This window comes from Vibrio makurazakiensis, from assembly GCF_050337375.1.
Taxonomy (GTDB): Bacteria; Pseudomonadota; Gammaproteobacteria; order Enterobacterales; family Vibrionaceae; genus Vibrio; species Vibrio makurazakiensis.
On the sequence record NZ_JAKJSW010000099.1, the window covers coordinates 1 to 15,602 of the forward strand.

At 43.0% G+C, this 15,602-nt stretch carries 14 protein-coding genes and 1 tRNA gene; 8 read left to right on the forward strand and 7 right to left on the reverse strand.

Features of this window, described 5'->3' with window-relative positions; translation table 11 throughout:
* A partial coding sequence (locus L4C33_RS12455) for a thiolase family protein (RefSeq protein ID WP_428812751.1) occupies nt 1–818 on the reverse strand: 818 nt, incomplete at its 3' end.
* A 275-nt stretch (nt 819–1,093) separates the two neighbouring features.
* Here L4C33_RS12455 and L4C33_RS12460 point away from each other — a divergent pair.
* The 5 genes from L4C33_RS12460 (at nt 1,094) to L4C33_RS12480 (ending at nt 6,255) form a co-directional block, all read left to right on the forward strand.
* Nucleotides 1,094–1,462 carry a MerR family transcriptional regulator gene (locus L4C33_RS12460; RefSeq protein ID WP_428812752.1) on the forward strand — a complete coding sequence of 123 codons (369 nt, stop codon included), beginning with the start codon at nt 1,094–1,096 and terminating at the stop codon, nt 1,460–1,462.
* A 76-nt stretch (nt 1,463–1,538) separates the two neighbouring features.
* Nucleotides 1,539–2,708, forward strand: a complete 1,170-nt coding sequence (locus L4C33_RS12465) for an isovaleryl-CoA dehydrogenase (RefSeq protein ID WP_428812753.1) — start codon at nt 1,539–1,541, stop codon at nt 2,706–2,708.
* A gap of 59 nt (nt 2,709–2,767) precedes the next feature.
* The gene (locus L4C33_RS12470; protein ID WP_428812754.1) at nt 2,768–4,378 is read left to right on the forward strand and encodes a carboxyl transferase domain-containing protein; all 1,611 of its coding nucleotides are present in this window, start codon (nt 2,768–2,770) and stop codon (nt 4,376–4,378) included.
* A 73-nt stretch (nt 4,379–4,451) separates the two neighbouring features.
* Entirely contained in the window at nt 4,452–5,291 is an 840-nt protein-coding gene (locus L4C33_RS12475) for an enoyl-CoA hydratase-related protein (protein ID WP_428812761.1), read from the forward strand.
* 10 nt (nt 5,292–5,301) lie between these two features.
* Nucleotides 5,302–6,255: a hydroxymethylglutaryl-CoA lyase gene (locus L4C33_RS12480; RefSeq protein WP_428812762.1), complete on the forward strand. Its 954-nt coding sequence runs from the start codon at nt 5,302–5,304 to the stop codon at nt 6,253–6,255.
* Between the two features lies 1 nt (nt 6,256).
* On the opposite strand, the gene L4C33_RS12485 is transcribed toward L4C33_RS12480, so the two are convergent.
* On the reverse strand, nt 6,257–7,126 hold the full coding sequence (locus L4C33_RS12485) for an AraC family transcriptional regulator (RefSeq protein WP_428812755.1): 870 nt from the start codon (nt 7,124–7,126) through the stop codon (nt 6,257–6,259).
* 126 nt (nt 7,127–7,252) lie between these two features.
* Between L4C33_RS12485 and L4C33_RS12490 the strand changes: the two genes are divergently transcribed.
* Complete coding sequence (locus L4C33_RS12490) at nt 7,253–8,407, forward strand: aminotransferase-like domain-containing protein (RefSeq protein ID WP_428812756.1); 1,155 nt, start codon at nt 7,253–7,255, stop codon at nt 8,405–8,407.
* Nucleotides 8,408–8,525: 118 nt separating this feature from the next.
* Here L4C33_RS12490 and L4C33_RS12495 read toward each other — a convergent pair whose 3' ends face one another.
* Nucleotides 8,526–9,914 (reverse strand): glycoside hydrolase family 1 protein, encoded by a 1,389-nt coding sequence (locus tag L4C33_RS12495; RefSeq protein ID WP_428812757.1) that lies wholly within the window; start codon nt 9,912–9,914, stop codon nt 8,526–8,528.
* Between the two features lie 372 nt (nt 9,915–10,286).
* Here L4C33_RS12495 and L4C33_RS12500 point away from each other — a divergent pair, with 372 nt between their 5' ends.
* Complete coding sequence (locus L4C33_RS12500) at nt 10,287–10,577, forward strand: thiamine-phosphate diphosphorylase (protein WP_428812763.1); 291 nt, start codon at nt 10,287–10,289, stop codon at nt 10,575–10,577.
* 104 nt (nt 10,578–10,681) lie between these two features.
* On the opposite strand, the gene L4C33_RS12505 is transcribed toward L4C33_RS12500, so the two are convergent.
* The 4 genes from L4C33_RS12505 to L4C33_RS12520 form a co-directional block, all read right to left on the reverse strand.
* The gene (locus L4C33_RS12505) at nt 10,682–11,443 is read right to left on the reverse strand and encodes a hypothetical protein (protein WP_428812758.1); all 762 of its coding nucleotides are present in this window, start codon (nt 11,441–11,443) and stop codon (nt 10,682–10,684) included.
* A gap of 82 nt (nt 11,444–11,525) precedes the next feature.
* Nucleotides 11,526–11,616 (reverse strand) — tRNA-Ser (locus L4C33_RS12510).
* Between the two features lie 178 nt (nt 11,617–11,794).
* The gene (locus tag L4C33_RS12515) at nt 11,795–12,244 is read right to left on the reverse strand and encodes an L-alanine exporter AlaE (RefSeq protein ID WP_428812759.1); all 450 of its coding nucleotides are present in this window, start codon (nt 12,242–12,244) and stop codon (nt 11,795–11,797) included.
* Nucleotides 12,245–12,498: 254 nt separating this feature from the next.
* A complete protein-coding gene (locus L4C33_RS12520) occupies nt 12,499–14,913 on the reverse strand; it encodes a hybrid sensor histidine kinase/response regulator (protein ID WP_489686435.1) in 2,415 nt (804 codons plus the stop codon).
* Nucleotides 14,914–15,044: 131 nt separating this feature from the next.
* Here L4C33_RS12520 and L4C33_RS12525 point away from each other — a divergent pair.
* Nucleotides 15,045–15,602 (forward strand): UPF0149 family protein (locus L4C33_RS12525; protein WP_428812760.1); only part of this gene is annotated, 558 nt, incomplete at its 3' end.

Genomic DNA, 15,602 nt, shown 5'->3' on the forward strand with positions numbered 1-15,602 from the left:
GGTTTAAGCCCTTGCTGTTGGGCAGATTCAGCATCCATTAAAATCAGAGCTGCAGCCCCATCAGAAATCGCGCTTGAGTTCGCAGCAGTGACTGACCCATCTTTAGAAAACGCAGGCCTCAAATGAGCTATTTTGCTTAATTCTATTTCGCTTGGGTGTTCATCGAACTTAAGCCATTCACTTTGTTTGGTTTTACGATTAGGTATTTCTACTTCTGCTATTTCATCATCAAACAGTTTCTGCTGTTGAGCTTCAACGGCACGCTGAGCAGACATCACAGCCCATTCATCCATCTGCTGTCTTGAGAACTGCAATTGATCGGCCACCCTCTGGGCATACACACCCATTAACTCCCCCTCATAAGCATCTTGCAGTCCGTCCAAAAACATATGGTCATAAGTCGTTTTGTGTCCTAATCGCATACCAGTACGAGATTCTTGCAGCAAGTAGGGAGCGTTAGTCATGCTTTCCATTCCACCAGCGACGGCGCATTTGATCGATCCTGACTGAATAAGATCATGAGCGAGCATCACGGATTTCATGCCTGAGCCACACACCTTGTTGACGGTCGTGCACACGACAGAGTGAGGAAGTTCCGCCCCAAGTGCAGCTTGCCTTGCTGGGGCTTGGCCGCATCCTGCTGGAAGGACACAACCCATGAATACTTCATCGACGACTTGAGGGTTAACACCAGCAGAGCTCACTGCGGATCGAATCGCAAATTGTCCAAGTTCTGGCGCAGAAAAGTCTTTAAGCATGCCTTGAAAGCTGCCTAGCGGGGTACGTTTAGCTGACACTATCCAAATGGTTTTATCCATTATATTGCCCTCTTTAGCCAATCCATTCGTGTTATGTATTGAGCTACGTTACGACAGCAAACCTGACTATTTTTTGTACTGTCGTTTCTTGACGTTTACGTAAGCATAGCACTAACATTTACGTAAACGTAAAGAAACAGATGAACAAAACACCAAGCTTAGTAGGCACGTTCAGGCGAGAAAATCACTCGAAGCTGTCTATACAATCAATAGCTTTATGGTAATCGAAAAGTTTTATGTTTCCCTCAGCAGCAAGTCGTTGGAGGACATCATTGATGGATACGTTCAAAATTAGTGAACTTGCCAAAGAGTTTGAAGTCACGACCCGCAGTATTCGATTTTATGAAGATATGGGACTCATTCACCCAGGCAGGCAAGGCAATATTCGGGTTTATCAACGACGTGACAAAATCCGTCTAAAGCTCATTTTAAGAGGGAAAAGACTCGGGTTTTCATTAGCCGAAATACGAGAACTGTTTGAGTTGTACGACACCGACCAAAGTCATGTTCAACTAAAGAAGATGCTCTCTATTATTGATGATAAACAGCTGATATTGCAGCGCCAACTCGACGATATCAACGTCATAATGCTTGAACTCAATACCGCACGCGAACGCTGTAATCAAGCTCTGAAACGTGGATAAACGTCTCGACATCAACAGAACCCAGCCAGCACTATTCCTGAGTTTTGTTGAAGAAAACTGGCGCTAAGGAAATAGTATGAAAGATGATTATATCCCGCTAAATTTCGGACTTGATGACACGATTAATATGCTGCGTGAGCAGGTGAATGCTTTCGCCTGCGAGCATATTTCCCCTATTGCCGCACAGATCGACAAAGACAATCAATTCCCGAATCACTTATGGCCGCTACTTGGGGAGATGGGACTGCTAGGCGTTACTGCTGGTGAAGAGTACGGCGGTGCTGATATGGGGTACTTAGCCCATGTTATTGCCATGGAAGAAATCAGCCGAGCTTCCGCTTCTGTAGCTCTCAGCTATGGTGCTCATTCTAACTTATGTGTAAACCAAATTTTCAGAAACGGCACTCAACAACAGCGCGATAAATACTTACCTAAACTCATTGATGGTCGCCATATTGGCGCTTTAGCAATGAGTGAACCCAATGCAGGGTCTGACGTTGTAAGCATGCAATTAAAAGCCGACTTAGTAAGTGGTCACTACGTTCTAAATGGGACGAAAATGTGGATCACTAACGGCCCCGACGCGAACACTATCGTTGTGTACGCGAAGACAGACCCACAAGCTAAATCCCACGGAATCACCGCGTTCATCGTCGAGAGTGGATTTGAAGGTTTCAGCCACGCTCAAAAGCTCGACAAGCTAGGTATGCGCGGCTCAAACACATGTGAGTTAGTGTTCGAAAACTGCAAAGTTCCCATCGAAAATGTACTAGGTGAAGTCAATCATGGCGTCGAAGTTCTGATGAGTGGTTTGGACTATGAAAGAGTCGTACTTGCAGCAGGCCCATTAGGAATCATGCAAGCTTGCCTCGACCTTGTCATTCCTTACGTCCATGACCGAAAACAATTTGGGAAATCAATTGGGGAATTTCAACTCGTCCAAGCCAAAGTGGCAGATATGTACACAAGAATGAATGCGGCGCGAGCATATGTTTACGCAGTAGCAGGCGCTTGTGACCGAGGAGAAAGCACTCGAAAAGATGCAGCTGGAGTCATTTTGTATGCAGCCGAATTAGCTACTCAACTATCTTTGGATGCCATACAACTGCTTGGTGGCAATGGTTATATCAACGAGTTCCCAGCAGGTCGATTTCTACGTGATGCCAAACTCTATGAGATTGGAGCTGGGACTTCTGAAATCAGAAGAATGCTCATCGGCCGTGAACTTTTTGAGGAATCACGTTAGCGCTAATGGCCTACCAACGAAATGGGCGGTTGAGGTTGAAATGAGGAGAAGGACTTACCATGGCAATAATTAAAACGAAAGCTAAGCCAAATGATCCGATCTTCCTAAAAAACAAAAAAATTATGGAGGAACAAGTCAGTAACCTTCATTCGAACCTAGATGTAATAAAACAAGGGGGCGGAAAAGCCGCATTAGAACGTCAACGGTCAAAAGGTAAAATGCCCGTAAGAGACCGAATTTTAGCCTTGCTCGATGATGACAACCACGACAATTTTCTAGAAATAGGACAATTTGCGGCTTGGCGAGTATACGAAGATAACGTTCCTTGTGCCGGCGTAGTTGCTGGAATAGGAAAGGTGTCCGGCGTCGACTGTATGATCATAGCCAACGACCCCTCTGTAAAAGGGGGAACCTACTACCCACTCACGGTAAAAAAACATTTACGCGCCCAGGAAATAGCAGAGCGTTGCCACCTGCCATGCATTTATCTCGTGGACTCAGGCGGTGCCAACCTCCCCCACCAAGCAGAGGTCTTTCCAGACAAAGATCATTTTGGCCGTATTTTCTTTAATCAAGCAAGAATGTCGGCTAAAGGCATACCGCAGATAGCGGTTGTTCTTGGTTTATGCACCGCTGGAGGCGCTTACGTGCCTGCAATGGCAGACGTATCAATCATAGTAAAAGAACAAGGCACTATTTTTTTGGCTGGCCCACCGTTAGTAAAAGCAGCAACAGGGGAAGTGGTGACGGCTGAAGAACTAGGTGGTGCTGATGTCCATTGTAAGAAATCAGGGGTTGCTGACTACTATGCAGAATCAGAACAAGACGCTTTAGATATTGCTAGGCAGTCTATCGAGAGTACGAACCCCCACCCTGCCGTGATAGCACCTAAAAAGTCGTTACCTCCAAGGTACCCCTCAGAAGATATATATGGGATCGTCAATTCAGACTTACGTCATTTGTTCGATGTACGAGAAGTGATCGCCAGAATTATTGACGATTCTGACTTTGATGAATTCAAAGCATGTTACGGAAAAACCTTGGTCTGCGGCTTTGCCCACCTTCACGGACAACCCATTGGCGTCCTTGGTAATAATGGCATCCTTTTCTCTGAATCCTCTCAAAAGGGCGCTCACTTTATTGAGTTATGCGCCAAACGAAAAATTCCGCTGATTTTTTTACAAAACATCACAGGGTTCATGGTTGGAAAGAAGTATGAGTCCGAAGGTATCGCCAAGCATGGAGCTAAGCTTGTTATGGCTGTCGCATGTGCCGATGTTCCAAAGTTCACCGTGATCATCGGTGGCTCTTATGGTGCGGGAAACTACGGAATGTGCGGCAGGGCTTATGACCCAACAATGATGTGGATGTGGCCTAATGCGCGAATTTCTGTCATGGGTGGTGAGCAAGCTGCTGGGGTAATGGCACAGGTAAAACGAGATATAAAATCCCGAAAAAACGAGCCTTGGACCGAACAACAGGAAGCAGAATTTAGGCAGCCTATATTAGATATGTATGACAATCAAGGTCATCCGTTTTACGCCAGTGCACGCCTTTGGGATGACGGAATCATAGACCCGAAAGAGACAAGAGAAGTGGTCGGGCGCGCGCTCAAAGCATCACTTAATGCACCAATTCCCGATAGCCAGTTCGGTATCTTTCGAATGTAATTATCATATTGAATTGACTACGCAGACCAAAAACACGCGCAGACTGACAACTGGGGGAGAGCTGATGAATCAAATGGAAGAGGCATTCAATCAAGATGTTCTCCTTGAGATAGACTCACAAGGAGTAGCAACCTTAACGTTAAATCGGATTGAAAAACACAACGCGTTTGATGACCAACTCATCACGACTTTAATTCGCCATTTAAAGAGCCTTGCCCACAACGATAGTATTCGGTGCTTAGTCCTAACAGCCAATGGTAAACATTTCTCTTCAGGCGCCGATTTGCACTGGATGCGTTCAATGGCCTCAAAATCGCCTACTGCAAACCTTGCAGATGCCAAACAACTCGCACAGCTTATGTCCAATTTAGATCAATTCCCCCACCCAACCCTAGCCGTTATTCACGGTTGTGCATTTGGCGGTGCTCTCGGGCTTATTTGCTGTTGTGACATCACTATTGCAGAGCCCAGCGCTCAGTTTTGTTTCAGCGAGGTAAAGCTTGGACTCATCCCTGCGACTATTGGGCCTTATGTCTGCCGCGCTATTGGCATACGGCAGGCAAGACGTTACATGCTCACGGCTGAAAGAATCCCAAGTAACGAAGCTCACAGCTTAGGTCTAATACACCACTTAGTAGAAGACACTGAGGTGGTATTAAATCAGCAAGTTACTCAAATACTAAGCAATAGTCCTAACGCCCTTACTCTTGCTAAACAGCTATGTCAGCTGTGCGAGTCTGGCGTTATCGATCATGATATCGTCAACCAAACGAGCAAGATGATCGCAGATATACGCGCTTCATGTGAAGGTCAGGAAGGGCTAAATGCCTATTTCGAACGTCGCTCACCAAGCTGGATAGTTAAATCCCCCAGCGATGAAGGTGGCAACAATGAAGATAACAGCCATGAGTAGCAAAAAGATCATGGATAACCAGAAGCTCTTGAGAAGTCAGGACCGCTTTACGAATGTTCAATTGCCAAGATCTGTATCAATCGTCGAAATGGGCGCGCGCGACGGTTTGCAAAATGAAGTTTCTATCAGTACCCAAGCTAAAGTCGATTTCATTAACCAACTATCAAATACTGGATTACAGCACATCGAGTCAGGGTCATTTGTATCCCCCAAATGGGTACCACAAATGGCAGACTCGGATGAAGTCATGCAACACATCCAGCGACATCCTAATATCATTTACTCCGCATTAACTCCGAACCTACACKGATTTGAAAGAGCTATTGATTCGGGTGCGGATCAGGTGGCCATCTTTACATCAGCTTCAGAATACTTTTGCCAAAAGAATATCAATTGCTCTATTTCAGAAAGTATTCGCCGATTTTTGCCACTAATGGAACAAGCTCAAAAGCTCAATATTCCCGTAAGGGGTTACTTATCATGTGTTGCAGACTGCCCATACACAGGAAAAACCTCCCCTAAACAAGTTGCCGCTGTAGCAGAAGAACTCATTAACTTAGGTTGCTATGAGGTTTCCCTCGGAGACACGATTGGAACAGGTACACCAATTCGAATAGCTCGCATGCTCGAACAAGTATTCCAAGTTCAACAGAAGGCTAAACTTGCCGCTCACTTCCATGATACCTGGGGACAGGCACTGGCAAATATCTATCAAGCGCTATTGTTAGGAATTGATGTTGTCGACAGTAGTGTCGCTGGGCTCGGGGGCTKCCCTTATGCGAAAGGTGCAAGCGGGAATGTTGCCACTGAAGATGTTCTCTACTTATGCCAAGAACTCAACATCCAAACAGGAGTCAACCTAGAGAAAATTGCTCGAACAGGTTGGAATATAAGCCACCAGCTAAATCGATTACCCTCCTCAAAAGTCAGTCTTGCTCTATACGCGAAACAACAAGCGAACTAGCTTAATAGAACCGAATAGGTAGATAAAAGTCCAATTCAAACGCTTCACTTTCATTCAAAAAATGATTGCTGTGATAATGCACATAGGCAGGTGTCGAGCGTAATTTAAAGCCAGAAGCGGGTAGCCAGCATTCTAATACCTGGCTGATCTGCGGTAACAACTCACCATAAATACCGTGTAAACGAAAAACAGCATGTAGTCCGCCCGGTATAACCATCTGGTTCACCACCCCACGAATATTGAGCGGCTTATCGATAGCAATGCATGCCACGTATCGACACTTGTCTAAATCAACCCAGGCAGGGTTCGAGTGATGTAATCCAAATTGTGCTGAGAAATCACGATTTTCTGACTGAGCCCAAGCCTTTAAGATCAGCCATGCATTACGGATCGAACGGTTATATCCGTCATGTCTTACGTATGCAGCAAGCCGTTCTGGCAATTCCATGATTTTTGGTTCAGGCAAGATATTGTCTGCAACTCGCCGATATCCAGCAGCAACCTCCGCATCTTTCAAATAAGGTTTATCCGACACCTGTAAATCATGCTTTCGCCATTCTCCCGGCGACATATCAAACGTCGATTTAAAAGCCCGACTGAATGATGACAGCGAACTGAAGCCGCAATTATTCGCGATATCTAAAACCGTTGATTGAGTATCAAACATCAATTGATTAGCAGCGTATTCCATTCTAGTTCGACGAACATATTGGTGAATAGACTCCCCTACTACTTGTTTGAATATACGATGGAAATGCTGCTCAGAATACGCAGCTACTTCTGCTAATTCTTTAGCGGCAAGCTCTTTACTAATGTCTTTATGGATATGAAAAAGAACATCATTGATTCGAGAGATGTTTTGGCGGTTCACAGTAACGACTCGCAACTAAATAGCATAAATGGACATATTCATAAGCATAAACGGACAAACCAATTACAACAATGCCCTGTACTATAAATTTCATAAAAATAGTTATATCAAAATACAGGTGTACACATGGAAATCGCTAAATCGCTGCAACAAATTCAATCTTCTTATATTCGTGAGATTCTCGCAGCGGCTTCTGACAAGAACGTCATTTCACTTGCGGGTGKACTACCTGATGAAAAAACATTCCCTATCGAGTTAATGAAACCAACTTTGCAACAGCTTTCTGATATGCCAGAAGTTTTCCAATATGGTGCTACTGCTGGTTACGGCCCGCTACTAGACCACCTTCAAGAACGTTTCGAATTACCAGAAACTCACTCAGCAATGGTATGTACTGGTTCTCAACAGGGTTTAGACCTTATTGSCCGTGCGTATGTTGACCCGAACGATACAGTTGTAATGGAAGCACCAAGCTATCTAGGTGCTATGCAAGTCTTTGGATTAGTTCAAGCAAATATTGAAACCGTTTCTCAAACAGAGCAAGGGCCGAATTTAGACGAACTAGAGCAATGTTTTAGCAAGCACTCACCGAAGATGTTCTATGCCGTTCCTGACTTCCATAACCCTACAGGTGTATGTTGGACGCTAGAAACACGTAAAAAAGTGGCTGAGCTTTGTATTCAATACAATGTTGCATTCATTGAAGATGCTCCCTACCGCGAGCTTCGCTTCACAAACGAAGCGCTCCCACTCGTTTCTGACTTCTGCCCTCAAGATTCAATTGTACTTCGCTCTTTCTCTAAGATTGCGTCTCCAGGCCTACGCATCGGCGTAGTAACAGGTAAACAAAGCTACCTAGAGCCACTGATTAAAGTGAAACAGGGTGCCGACTTACACTCCAGCGTACCAATGCAAGCATTGTTATTAGGTTTACTAGAACACGACAACTTTGAACAGCACATGGAGCGTATTCAAAGCTTATACAAAGAACGCTATGAAGTGTTATTCACAGRATTAGAAAAACAGTTACCTGAAAGTTGCGTATTGAAACCCGTTGATGGCGGTATGTTTATTTGGCTTTCGCTGCCAGATTGCGACACTTTCGATTTAGCGAAAAAGCTACTATCAAACGGTGTAGCGGTAGTCCCGAGCCCGGTATTTTACCCTAACCCAGAAAACACACCGGCAGCAGTACGACTGAACTTCACCAACGCGAAACCAGATGAGTTAGTCGAAGCAGTAAGCCGCCTTGCAAGTGTTCTTAAAGAAACACTGGCATAAGCATTCACTGGTTGTACTCAATAGTTTAAAAACTAACAAACCACGTTTTCAAAAATCAAAAAAACCTAGCGTTCACTCGCTAGGTTTTTTTCTTTGAATCTAAACCTAACTATTCAAATTACTTCAAAGACGCACCTTGAGTATTAATCACTTCTTGATACCAGAAGAAGCTTTCCTTACGCTTACGCTCAAGAGTTCCTGTTCCGTCATCATGACGGTCAACATAGATATAGCCATAACGCTTACTCATTTCAGCCGTAGAATTAGCAACAAGATCAATTGGCCCCCAACTCGTGAAGCCCATTAGTTCTACGCCATCTAAAATAGCTTCTCGCGCTTGCACTAAGTGGTCATTAAGATAAGAAATACGGTAGTCATCAACAATTTCTCCTTCCGCATTTACTTCATCACGAGCCCCCAAACCATTTTCAACAATAAATAACGGCTTTTGATAACGGTCGTAAAGCATATTCAGTAAAATTCGTAAGCCCTTCGGATCAATTAACCAACCCCATTGGCTCTTTTCTAAGTACGGGTTAGGCACGCTATCAACAATGTTCCCTACTTCTTTCTGTTTAGGATCATCACTTGCACAGCCACTCGCGTAATAACTGAATGAGATAAAATCAACACTGGCACTCGCCAATATATCTAAATCTCCATCTTCCATGCATAACTCAATACCTTGCTCTCGGAAATAACGCAGCATATAACCTGGGTACTTACCGCGAGTTTGCACATCTCCAAAAAACAGCCACTTGTTATTTTCGTGCATGGCTGCAATCACATCATCTGGATTACAGGTATAGGCGTAGTTGAGCGCCCCTAAAAGCATGTTTCCTATCTGGGCATCGGGAATAATTTGGTGACACAGATTCACCGCTTTGGCATTGGCGACTAACTGATGGTGGATAGCTTGATAAATATCTTGCTCTGCTGATTGCTCTTGTAAACCCACGCCAGTAAAAGGCGCATGTRAAGACATATTAATTTCATTGAAGGTCAGCCAAAGTTTCACTTTATGCTGATAACGTTCAAAAACCGTTTTAGCATACCGTTCAAAAAATGTAATGAGTTCGCGGCTTTCCCATCCACCATAGTTTTCGACTAAGGCATAAGGCATTTCATAGTGAGATAAAGTGACAAATGGCTGCATATCATATTTGGCCAGCTCGTCGAAAATTTTATCGTAGTACGCAAGTCCTTCTTCATTCGGTTCCAATTCATCCCCATTTGGGAATATACGACTCCAGGCTATTGATAAGCGTAAACAGTTAAAGCCCATTTCGTTGAACAAGCTAATGTCCTCTGGGTATCGATTATAAAAATCGATCGCCACATCTTTAATTCCGGGTGTTCGCCCTTCACGTATTTGATGAGGGCTTAAAATACCATTTGGCAACATATCGGATGTAGAGAGCCCTTTGCCATTTTGGTTATATGAACCTTCAACTTGGTTTGCAGCAATAGCGCCACCCCATAAGAAGTGATTAGGGAAAGTTGTCATGTCGCGTCTACTCATTGTTATTTTATTGTCTAATTCTAATCGATAATTAAGGAATAAAATAAGGTGAACCTACCTCACTAGTTGTTCCGGTTTTCTAGCAGCCCTCCCAAAGAAACTCCCACAAGTGGGCAAAATTTATTTGTCGTTTAGATAAAAACTATAAGTTGCCCGAAAATGACTGGGTATCTAACATACCCTCTGAGCATTGTTCATCAGTTAGATTGATCTTTTTGTTACCCAATTTAGTCGCTCACATGAGCGTTAATGATATCTAATTGAACTGTGGAGTATTTTTCTGTGGATAGTTTGAAGCACCTTGTCGCCAAGAAACTTGGTGATGAGCGTACTAAGCGTGAATATGATTTACGCGCAATGAACCGTGTTAGTGAAGGTGAATACGAATCTCGTATGATCATATGGGATTCTTTAAGTGCTAATTCTATTAGCGATGTTAAAGCTTTCGTTGATTCGATGTTCAATAAGCTACAAAAACAGATAGAAACAACAAATCGTGATTTAACCGTGACTTACTCAGAGTTTGTCGTGATGGCAAACGAAGAAGTGAACTACATTAAGGTGCATGTAGCAGACAAGAATGTTCAAAGGCTTTGGTATCTTTTAGTTACGCTGATGGTAGCAGGAGTTATAGCTATTTCTATCTGATGACAGGCTTATCCATATCCTCTTTTGAATCAGGCTGATTTCCCTTCAGCCTTTTTACATCGAAATTCCATATATTCAGTACAACGCCTACTTCTCAACTAATGTCACGACATTCGCTTATTAAACAGTAGCGCCGTTACCCCAAGTACTAACCACCAGAGTAAAGAAGAGAAAAGAACAATCATCGTTATAGTGATACTGAACGACCAAACCCCAAATATAAAACTAAGTCCCTGCTGTAACTTGAAGAAACCTAAGCCAAATAATACGGCGCTTATGACCAGAAGAGCCACTAACGACCCTTTTATTGCGTTCTTAAAGTCACTACGGCTCGGAACACAATGGAAACAAACAAGTGACAGCCCCAAAAATACCAACAAGGATTGTGAATTAGCAAAAATACCTCGAATAAGTACATTGCCGTTTGTTAAAAATGAGCCGAGCACGTCTATGGGTGTATCTGACTGAGAAATAAAGGACAAGCCATTAATAGTTAGATCTAAGGAAAAGTAAGCCGTGACCAAAACTAGACCAGCACCGAATAAAGGGGCAATAGCGATAAAGAACAACCCAGTATTCTGATAGATGGAACGAGTGTTCCAACTGTGTTTTACGTAACCTAAACGCCCGTCTTTCCCCGATTGAAACAGACAAATTTTCTCAACTTTGTGGCCAAAGAGTAACGCCATTATCGCATGAGAAATTTCATGGATCGGAGTGCCAAAAAATGCAGAGCCATAATAAATGCTTCGGCTGACTGTAGAGCGGTAAACGCGCGGCATGACCAAATGAGCAATAAGATTATGTAGCCCAATGACTAGAGCAACGGGAACAATCAAACACACAAACGTAATCAAGATAGACATTAGAGATCCATATAACTGTAGCTATGCCTGATCATACCCCAGAAACGAGAAAACCCCAGCATTTCTGCTAGGGTTTTGAATGTGGTGGAAGGATGGGGATTTGAACCCCAGATACGCTATAAACGTATACTCGCTTTCCAGGCGAGCGCCTTAAGCCACTCAGCCATCCTTCCAAATTTGTTAAGCTTGCTGCTCAACGAGGCGCTAATTTAATGATATTCAGCTCTTAGGTCAAGAGACATTCTTAAAAAAAGCGACCTATTTAGTTCGTTCGATTAGAAAGTAGCTAATTAGATCAAAAACAAACCAAATTTATAATATAAACAACCGAATACCGAATTCGCTGCCACATTACGCTTGCTGGTAGTAACCTGGTACCTTGAACCATTTACGGCACATATCTAAGAAGTAGCCGTACAAAACACCCATACCACAAGAAATCACTGCGTTACTGGTTACTGCCGTGATGATTTGATCGGTCGAAGCGCCAACAGCAAATAAGATAGCGGCGTAAACGGGTGATTGAAATAGCACATAAGCGACAAGATCTGAAACATTCTTCATGAATGAGGTTCCAGAGATACGCGCACCACTACGTAGCATCCAATCTCTAAATACTCCGTAAGGCCATGCAATTGCAATATTCACTGGTATTGAAAGAGTTCTTGATGCTAATGACTGTTCAAACGTCATACCCGAAATAAAAATCTCAACAATCATTCCAGAAATAAAACAAAAAACCACCATAGCAAATGTATCCGCCGCTGCATTACGAATACAAAATGGACCACGAGACTTCATCAACAAGCACCTAAAATATATCACTGCCAAACCAGTGAATTAGCAATATATAAGCAAGACATAAAGCCTCACCACCAGAGAATATCGCTATTAAAACACAAGATTTGCAGTGTTAGATTTCAAATTGAAAAGAAAGTTGTAAATTAACAACCAAAAACAACAAAAAAACCAGTGAAAGTCACTGGTTTTTTGAATTATGGTCACATTGCCATCAACAGGAAAGAATATTTCGGTAATTAAAATACATTACAGCATTAAGACAGCTCAACTGTAATTAAATCAATGTCTTCTCTACTAGGTCGTTTTTCTTGTTTAAGTGACGCCAGAGCATTTTCAATAGCACCTGTAAGTAATTTTGAACCTTTTGACTGCGTAATGGCTTTTAACTTCACCAGTTCATCATGCCCGACCGAAAAATTTGAGTCCTCAATAGCAATATAAAGCGCGACTAATGTGTCTTCTATGTTTAAATGACTATTGGTACTAGGTGAAGCCTCAAGGTGGTATTGATACAGCCTCTTCGCGTATTGATAAAGCGCATCATCTAGCTCTCGCTCATCGATTGGTTTCGCGACTATGTGGTCTACACCTGCACTTAACATACGTTCCTGAGTTTCTTTAAATACATCGGCTGTACAACCAAAAATCAGAACATTGCTTATATCACTAGTGAGTGCACGTATAGCGATTGTTGCCTCTACGCCATCCATTACAGGCATATGGTTATCCATAAGTACCAAGTCGATGCGCTCTTTCGCGATAGCTCGTACCGCCTCTTCACCATTAGAGACACAAATACATTCGAATCCCTTACTCTTCATAAAGGTTTCAATAATAATAGTGTTGGTTCGATTATCTTCTACGATCAATACTGTTAGACCGTCATAGTTTAAATCTCTATGGACATACTTTTCGATTGCCTGCGGTGGGCAAGGCTCAATTTCAACCAATACATCAAAACTTGACCCGATGCCTTCCTCGCTGGTTAACGTAACGTCGCCGCCCATTAACAATGAGATTTTCTTAACAATCGCTAGCCCTAGTCCTGTACCGCCAAATCGTCGAGTTGTTGAAGATTCAGCTTGTTCAAACGGGTTGAAGATCCGAGTCTGAGCTTCTTTCGATATGCCGATCCCCGTATCTCTTACCTTAATCGACAAGTAGGTTTTCGCGTCTTGCTGCACTTCTTTCAAATACACTTCAACAAATCCACGACTGGTGAACTTAATCGCATTGTTTAACAAGTTGAACAATACTTGGCGTAAACGAGCTTTATCTGAGTTATACCAACGCCCTGCAGGTACTTCTGAATAGACTTTAAAATCTAGCCCCTTCTCCAAGGCCAACTTGTAATAAACACTGTTAATACTGCCTATAATCGAATCTAGCGGGAAACTCGTAAAATCAAGGTCTAAGTGGCCCTGCTCTATTTTAGAAAAGTCGAGGATCTCATTAAGCAACGTCATCATATGATCGCCAGAATCATACAAACTCTTCATATGTTTTTCTTGATCGTCCGTTAGGTCGGTCTTTAATAGTATCTGCGCCGCACCCAGCACACCGTTCATAGGTGTACGAATCTCATGAGATAGCGTAGCGAGAAACGAAGTTTTAGCGTTAGTAGAGGCTTGAGCTTTCACTTTCTCGGCTTCCAAATAAACCGTTTTTTCGTTGAATGCTTGAATTAGGTGATTAATTTCATCTTCACTTTTGTAGGTAATATCAATGATTCCACCCGCTTTCGAGTCATCAACCTTTTTGGCTATCAGAATAATTGGATGAATGAGGTATCGGTTTAGCAAGTAATAGCCGGCCATGACACAAAGTAGTAAGAAAGGCACAATGCCCCCTTCCACACTCATCACTTGAGCAAAAACCTCGTCGGCAACAAGTAACTTGGAGTTAACGACTTCGACATTCCAATTGAACTCCCCGAAATCGACGTGACTAATGTAAATTCCCTCAACCAAATTGAAGTTATGCGAAATCAAAACATTATTGCTTTCGTCGCGTAGCGCAACGCCCAAGTCATATTGCTCAGCATGAGATTTAATGAACTCTAATAGCCCTTCAAGCGAGAGATCAACCGTCGTGACGCCAGCAAACTCCCCTTGCAGATAATAAGGAGCAGAAACGGTGACCATTTGAAGGTGAGTATAGGGATCAATATAAACCGCAGACCACGAAGTTTCCCCGGTAGGCTTATTGATAACAGACGTATACCAGCTTTCTTTCTGGTAGGGAGAAGTCGCAGGGTTATTATATGCGTGAATTCGATCGACTTTGCCATCGATGGCTTTGTTGRAAAATAAACTATTGAGGGTTTTTGATGGGTCTAACTTGCCAGGTTCTGGCCATACACCGCCACTAATGACGATATCGCTGCTGGTCGACATTAATGACTGTACAAGAACCGCGAGGTCTTCTGAATCTTGCTCCGATTGAGCAACACCAACAATACTGTTAAGAAGCCCATGAGAACTATTTAATGGCTCTTTAATCAGTGTAGAAAGTAGCTGAGTTCGAAGATCAAGGTTTTGCTGGAGCTTGCTCCGAACTGGAGGCTCGACAACAAAATAGGTCACGCTACCTATTATCGCGATGAAAATTGCTAAGTATAAACCTAGAGCAATCATGCTCTTTTTCTTCAATGAAGAACGTATATCCATAATTATTCGCAGTTTTTCTTTTGAGTTTAATCTATAGGGAATAAACTGATACATCAAACCTTTTTAGATGAGAGCTAGGTTGGTAAGATGTGCGCAAATTTCACTTTTTATTGAATTAACGGTATCTAACTTTGACCTTACAAGAAATTCTTGCACTTCCTGAGCTTGAAGGGAAACTTCTGACCGAACATAGAACGATTGGTTTTGTCACTTCTATGGCTGCGGCTCCTAATGTTCTCACTCCCCATGAATGGCTTCCTTTCCTATGGGGTGGTGATGAAGTTGCGCCTTTCACTGACGGCGAGCAATTAGAACTGTACATAGAAGCAGTAATCAAAGTATGGAACGACGCACGTCCAGCTCTGATTGAAGGCACTTGGGTATGGCCAGAAGCTTGCCAACTTGATGAAGAAGAGATCGTCAGCGAAGCGGCTCGTGATTTCTGTGAAGGTGTTCTACAAGGTTGGCAGCTTGCTCGTGATGATTGGGAAACTCTAATGCCTGAAGATAGCGAAGACAATGCCCTTTTAGGTGGTGTGCTTCTGTCTTTAAGCATGTTGTACGATCCAGAAACGTCTATCGCAACATTAGCAGAGCAAGGGATCGAAGGATTAGAGCAGTTTGAAGAAATTTTTAATGCGATACCTGTCATGCTATGTGGTCTAACACAGCGTGGCATTGCGCTAGCA

Excerpts from the sequence above, each read along its gene's own strand:
- L4C33_RS12460 (WP_428812752.1), top strand. The coding sequence starts at position 1,094 with ATGGATACGTTCAAAATTAGTGAACTTGCCAAAGAGTTTGAAGTCACG.
- L4C33_RS12465 (WP_428812753.1), top strand. The coding sequence starts at position 1,539 with ATGAAAGATGATTATATCCCGCTAAATTTCGGACTTGATGACACGATT.
- L4C33_RS12470 (WP_428812754.1), top strand. The coding sequence starts at position 2,768 with ATGGCAATAATTAAAACGAAAGCTAAGCCAAATGATCCGATCTTCCTA.
- L4C33_RS12475 (WP_428812761.1), top strand. The coding sequence starts at position 4,452 with ATGGAAGAGGCATTCAATCAAGATGTTCTCCTTGAGATAGACTCACAA.
- L4C33_RS12500 (WP_428812763.1), top strand. The coding sequence starts at position 10,287 with ATGAACCGTGTTAGTGAAGGTGAATACGAATCTCGTATGATCATATGG.
- L4C33_RS12505 (WP_428812758.1), bottom strand. The coding sequence starts at position 11,443 with ATGTCTATCTTGATTACGTTTGTGTGTTTGATTGTTCCCGTTGCTCTA.
- L4C33_RS12515 (WP_428812759.1), bottom strand. The coding sequence starts at position 12,244 with ATGAAGTCTCGTGGTCCATTTTGTATTCGTAATGCAGCGGCGGATACA.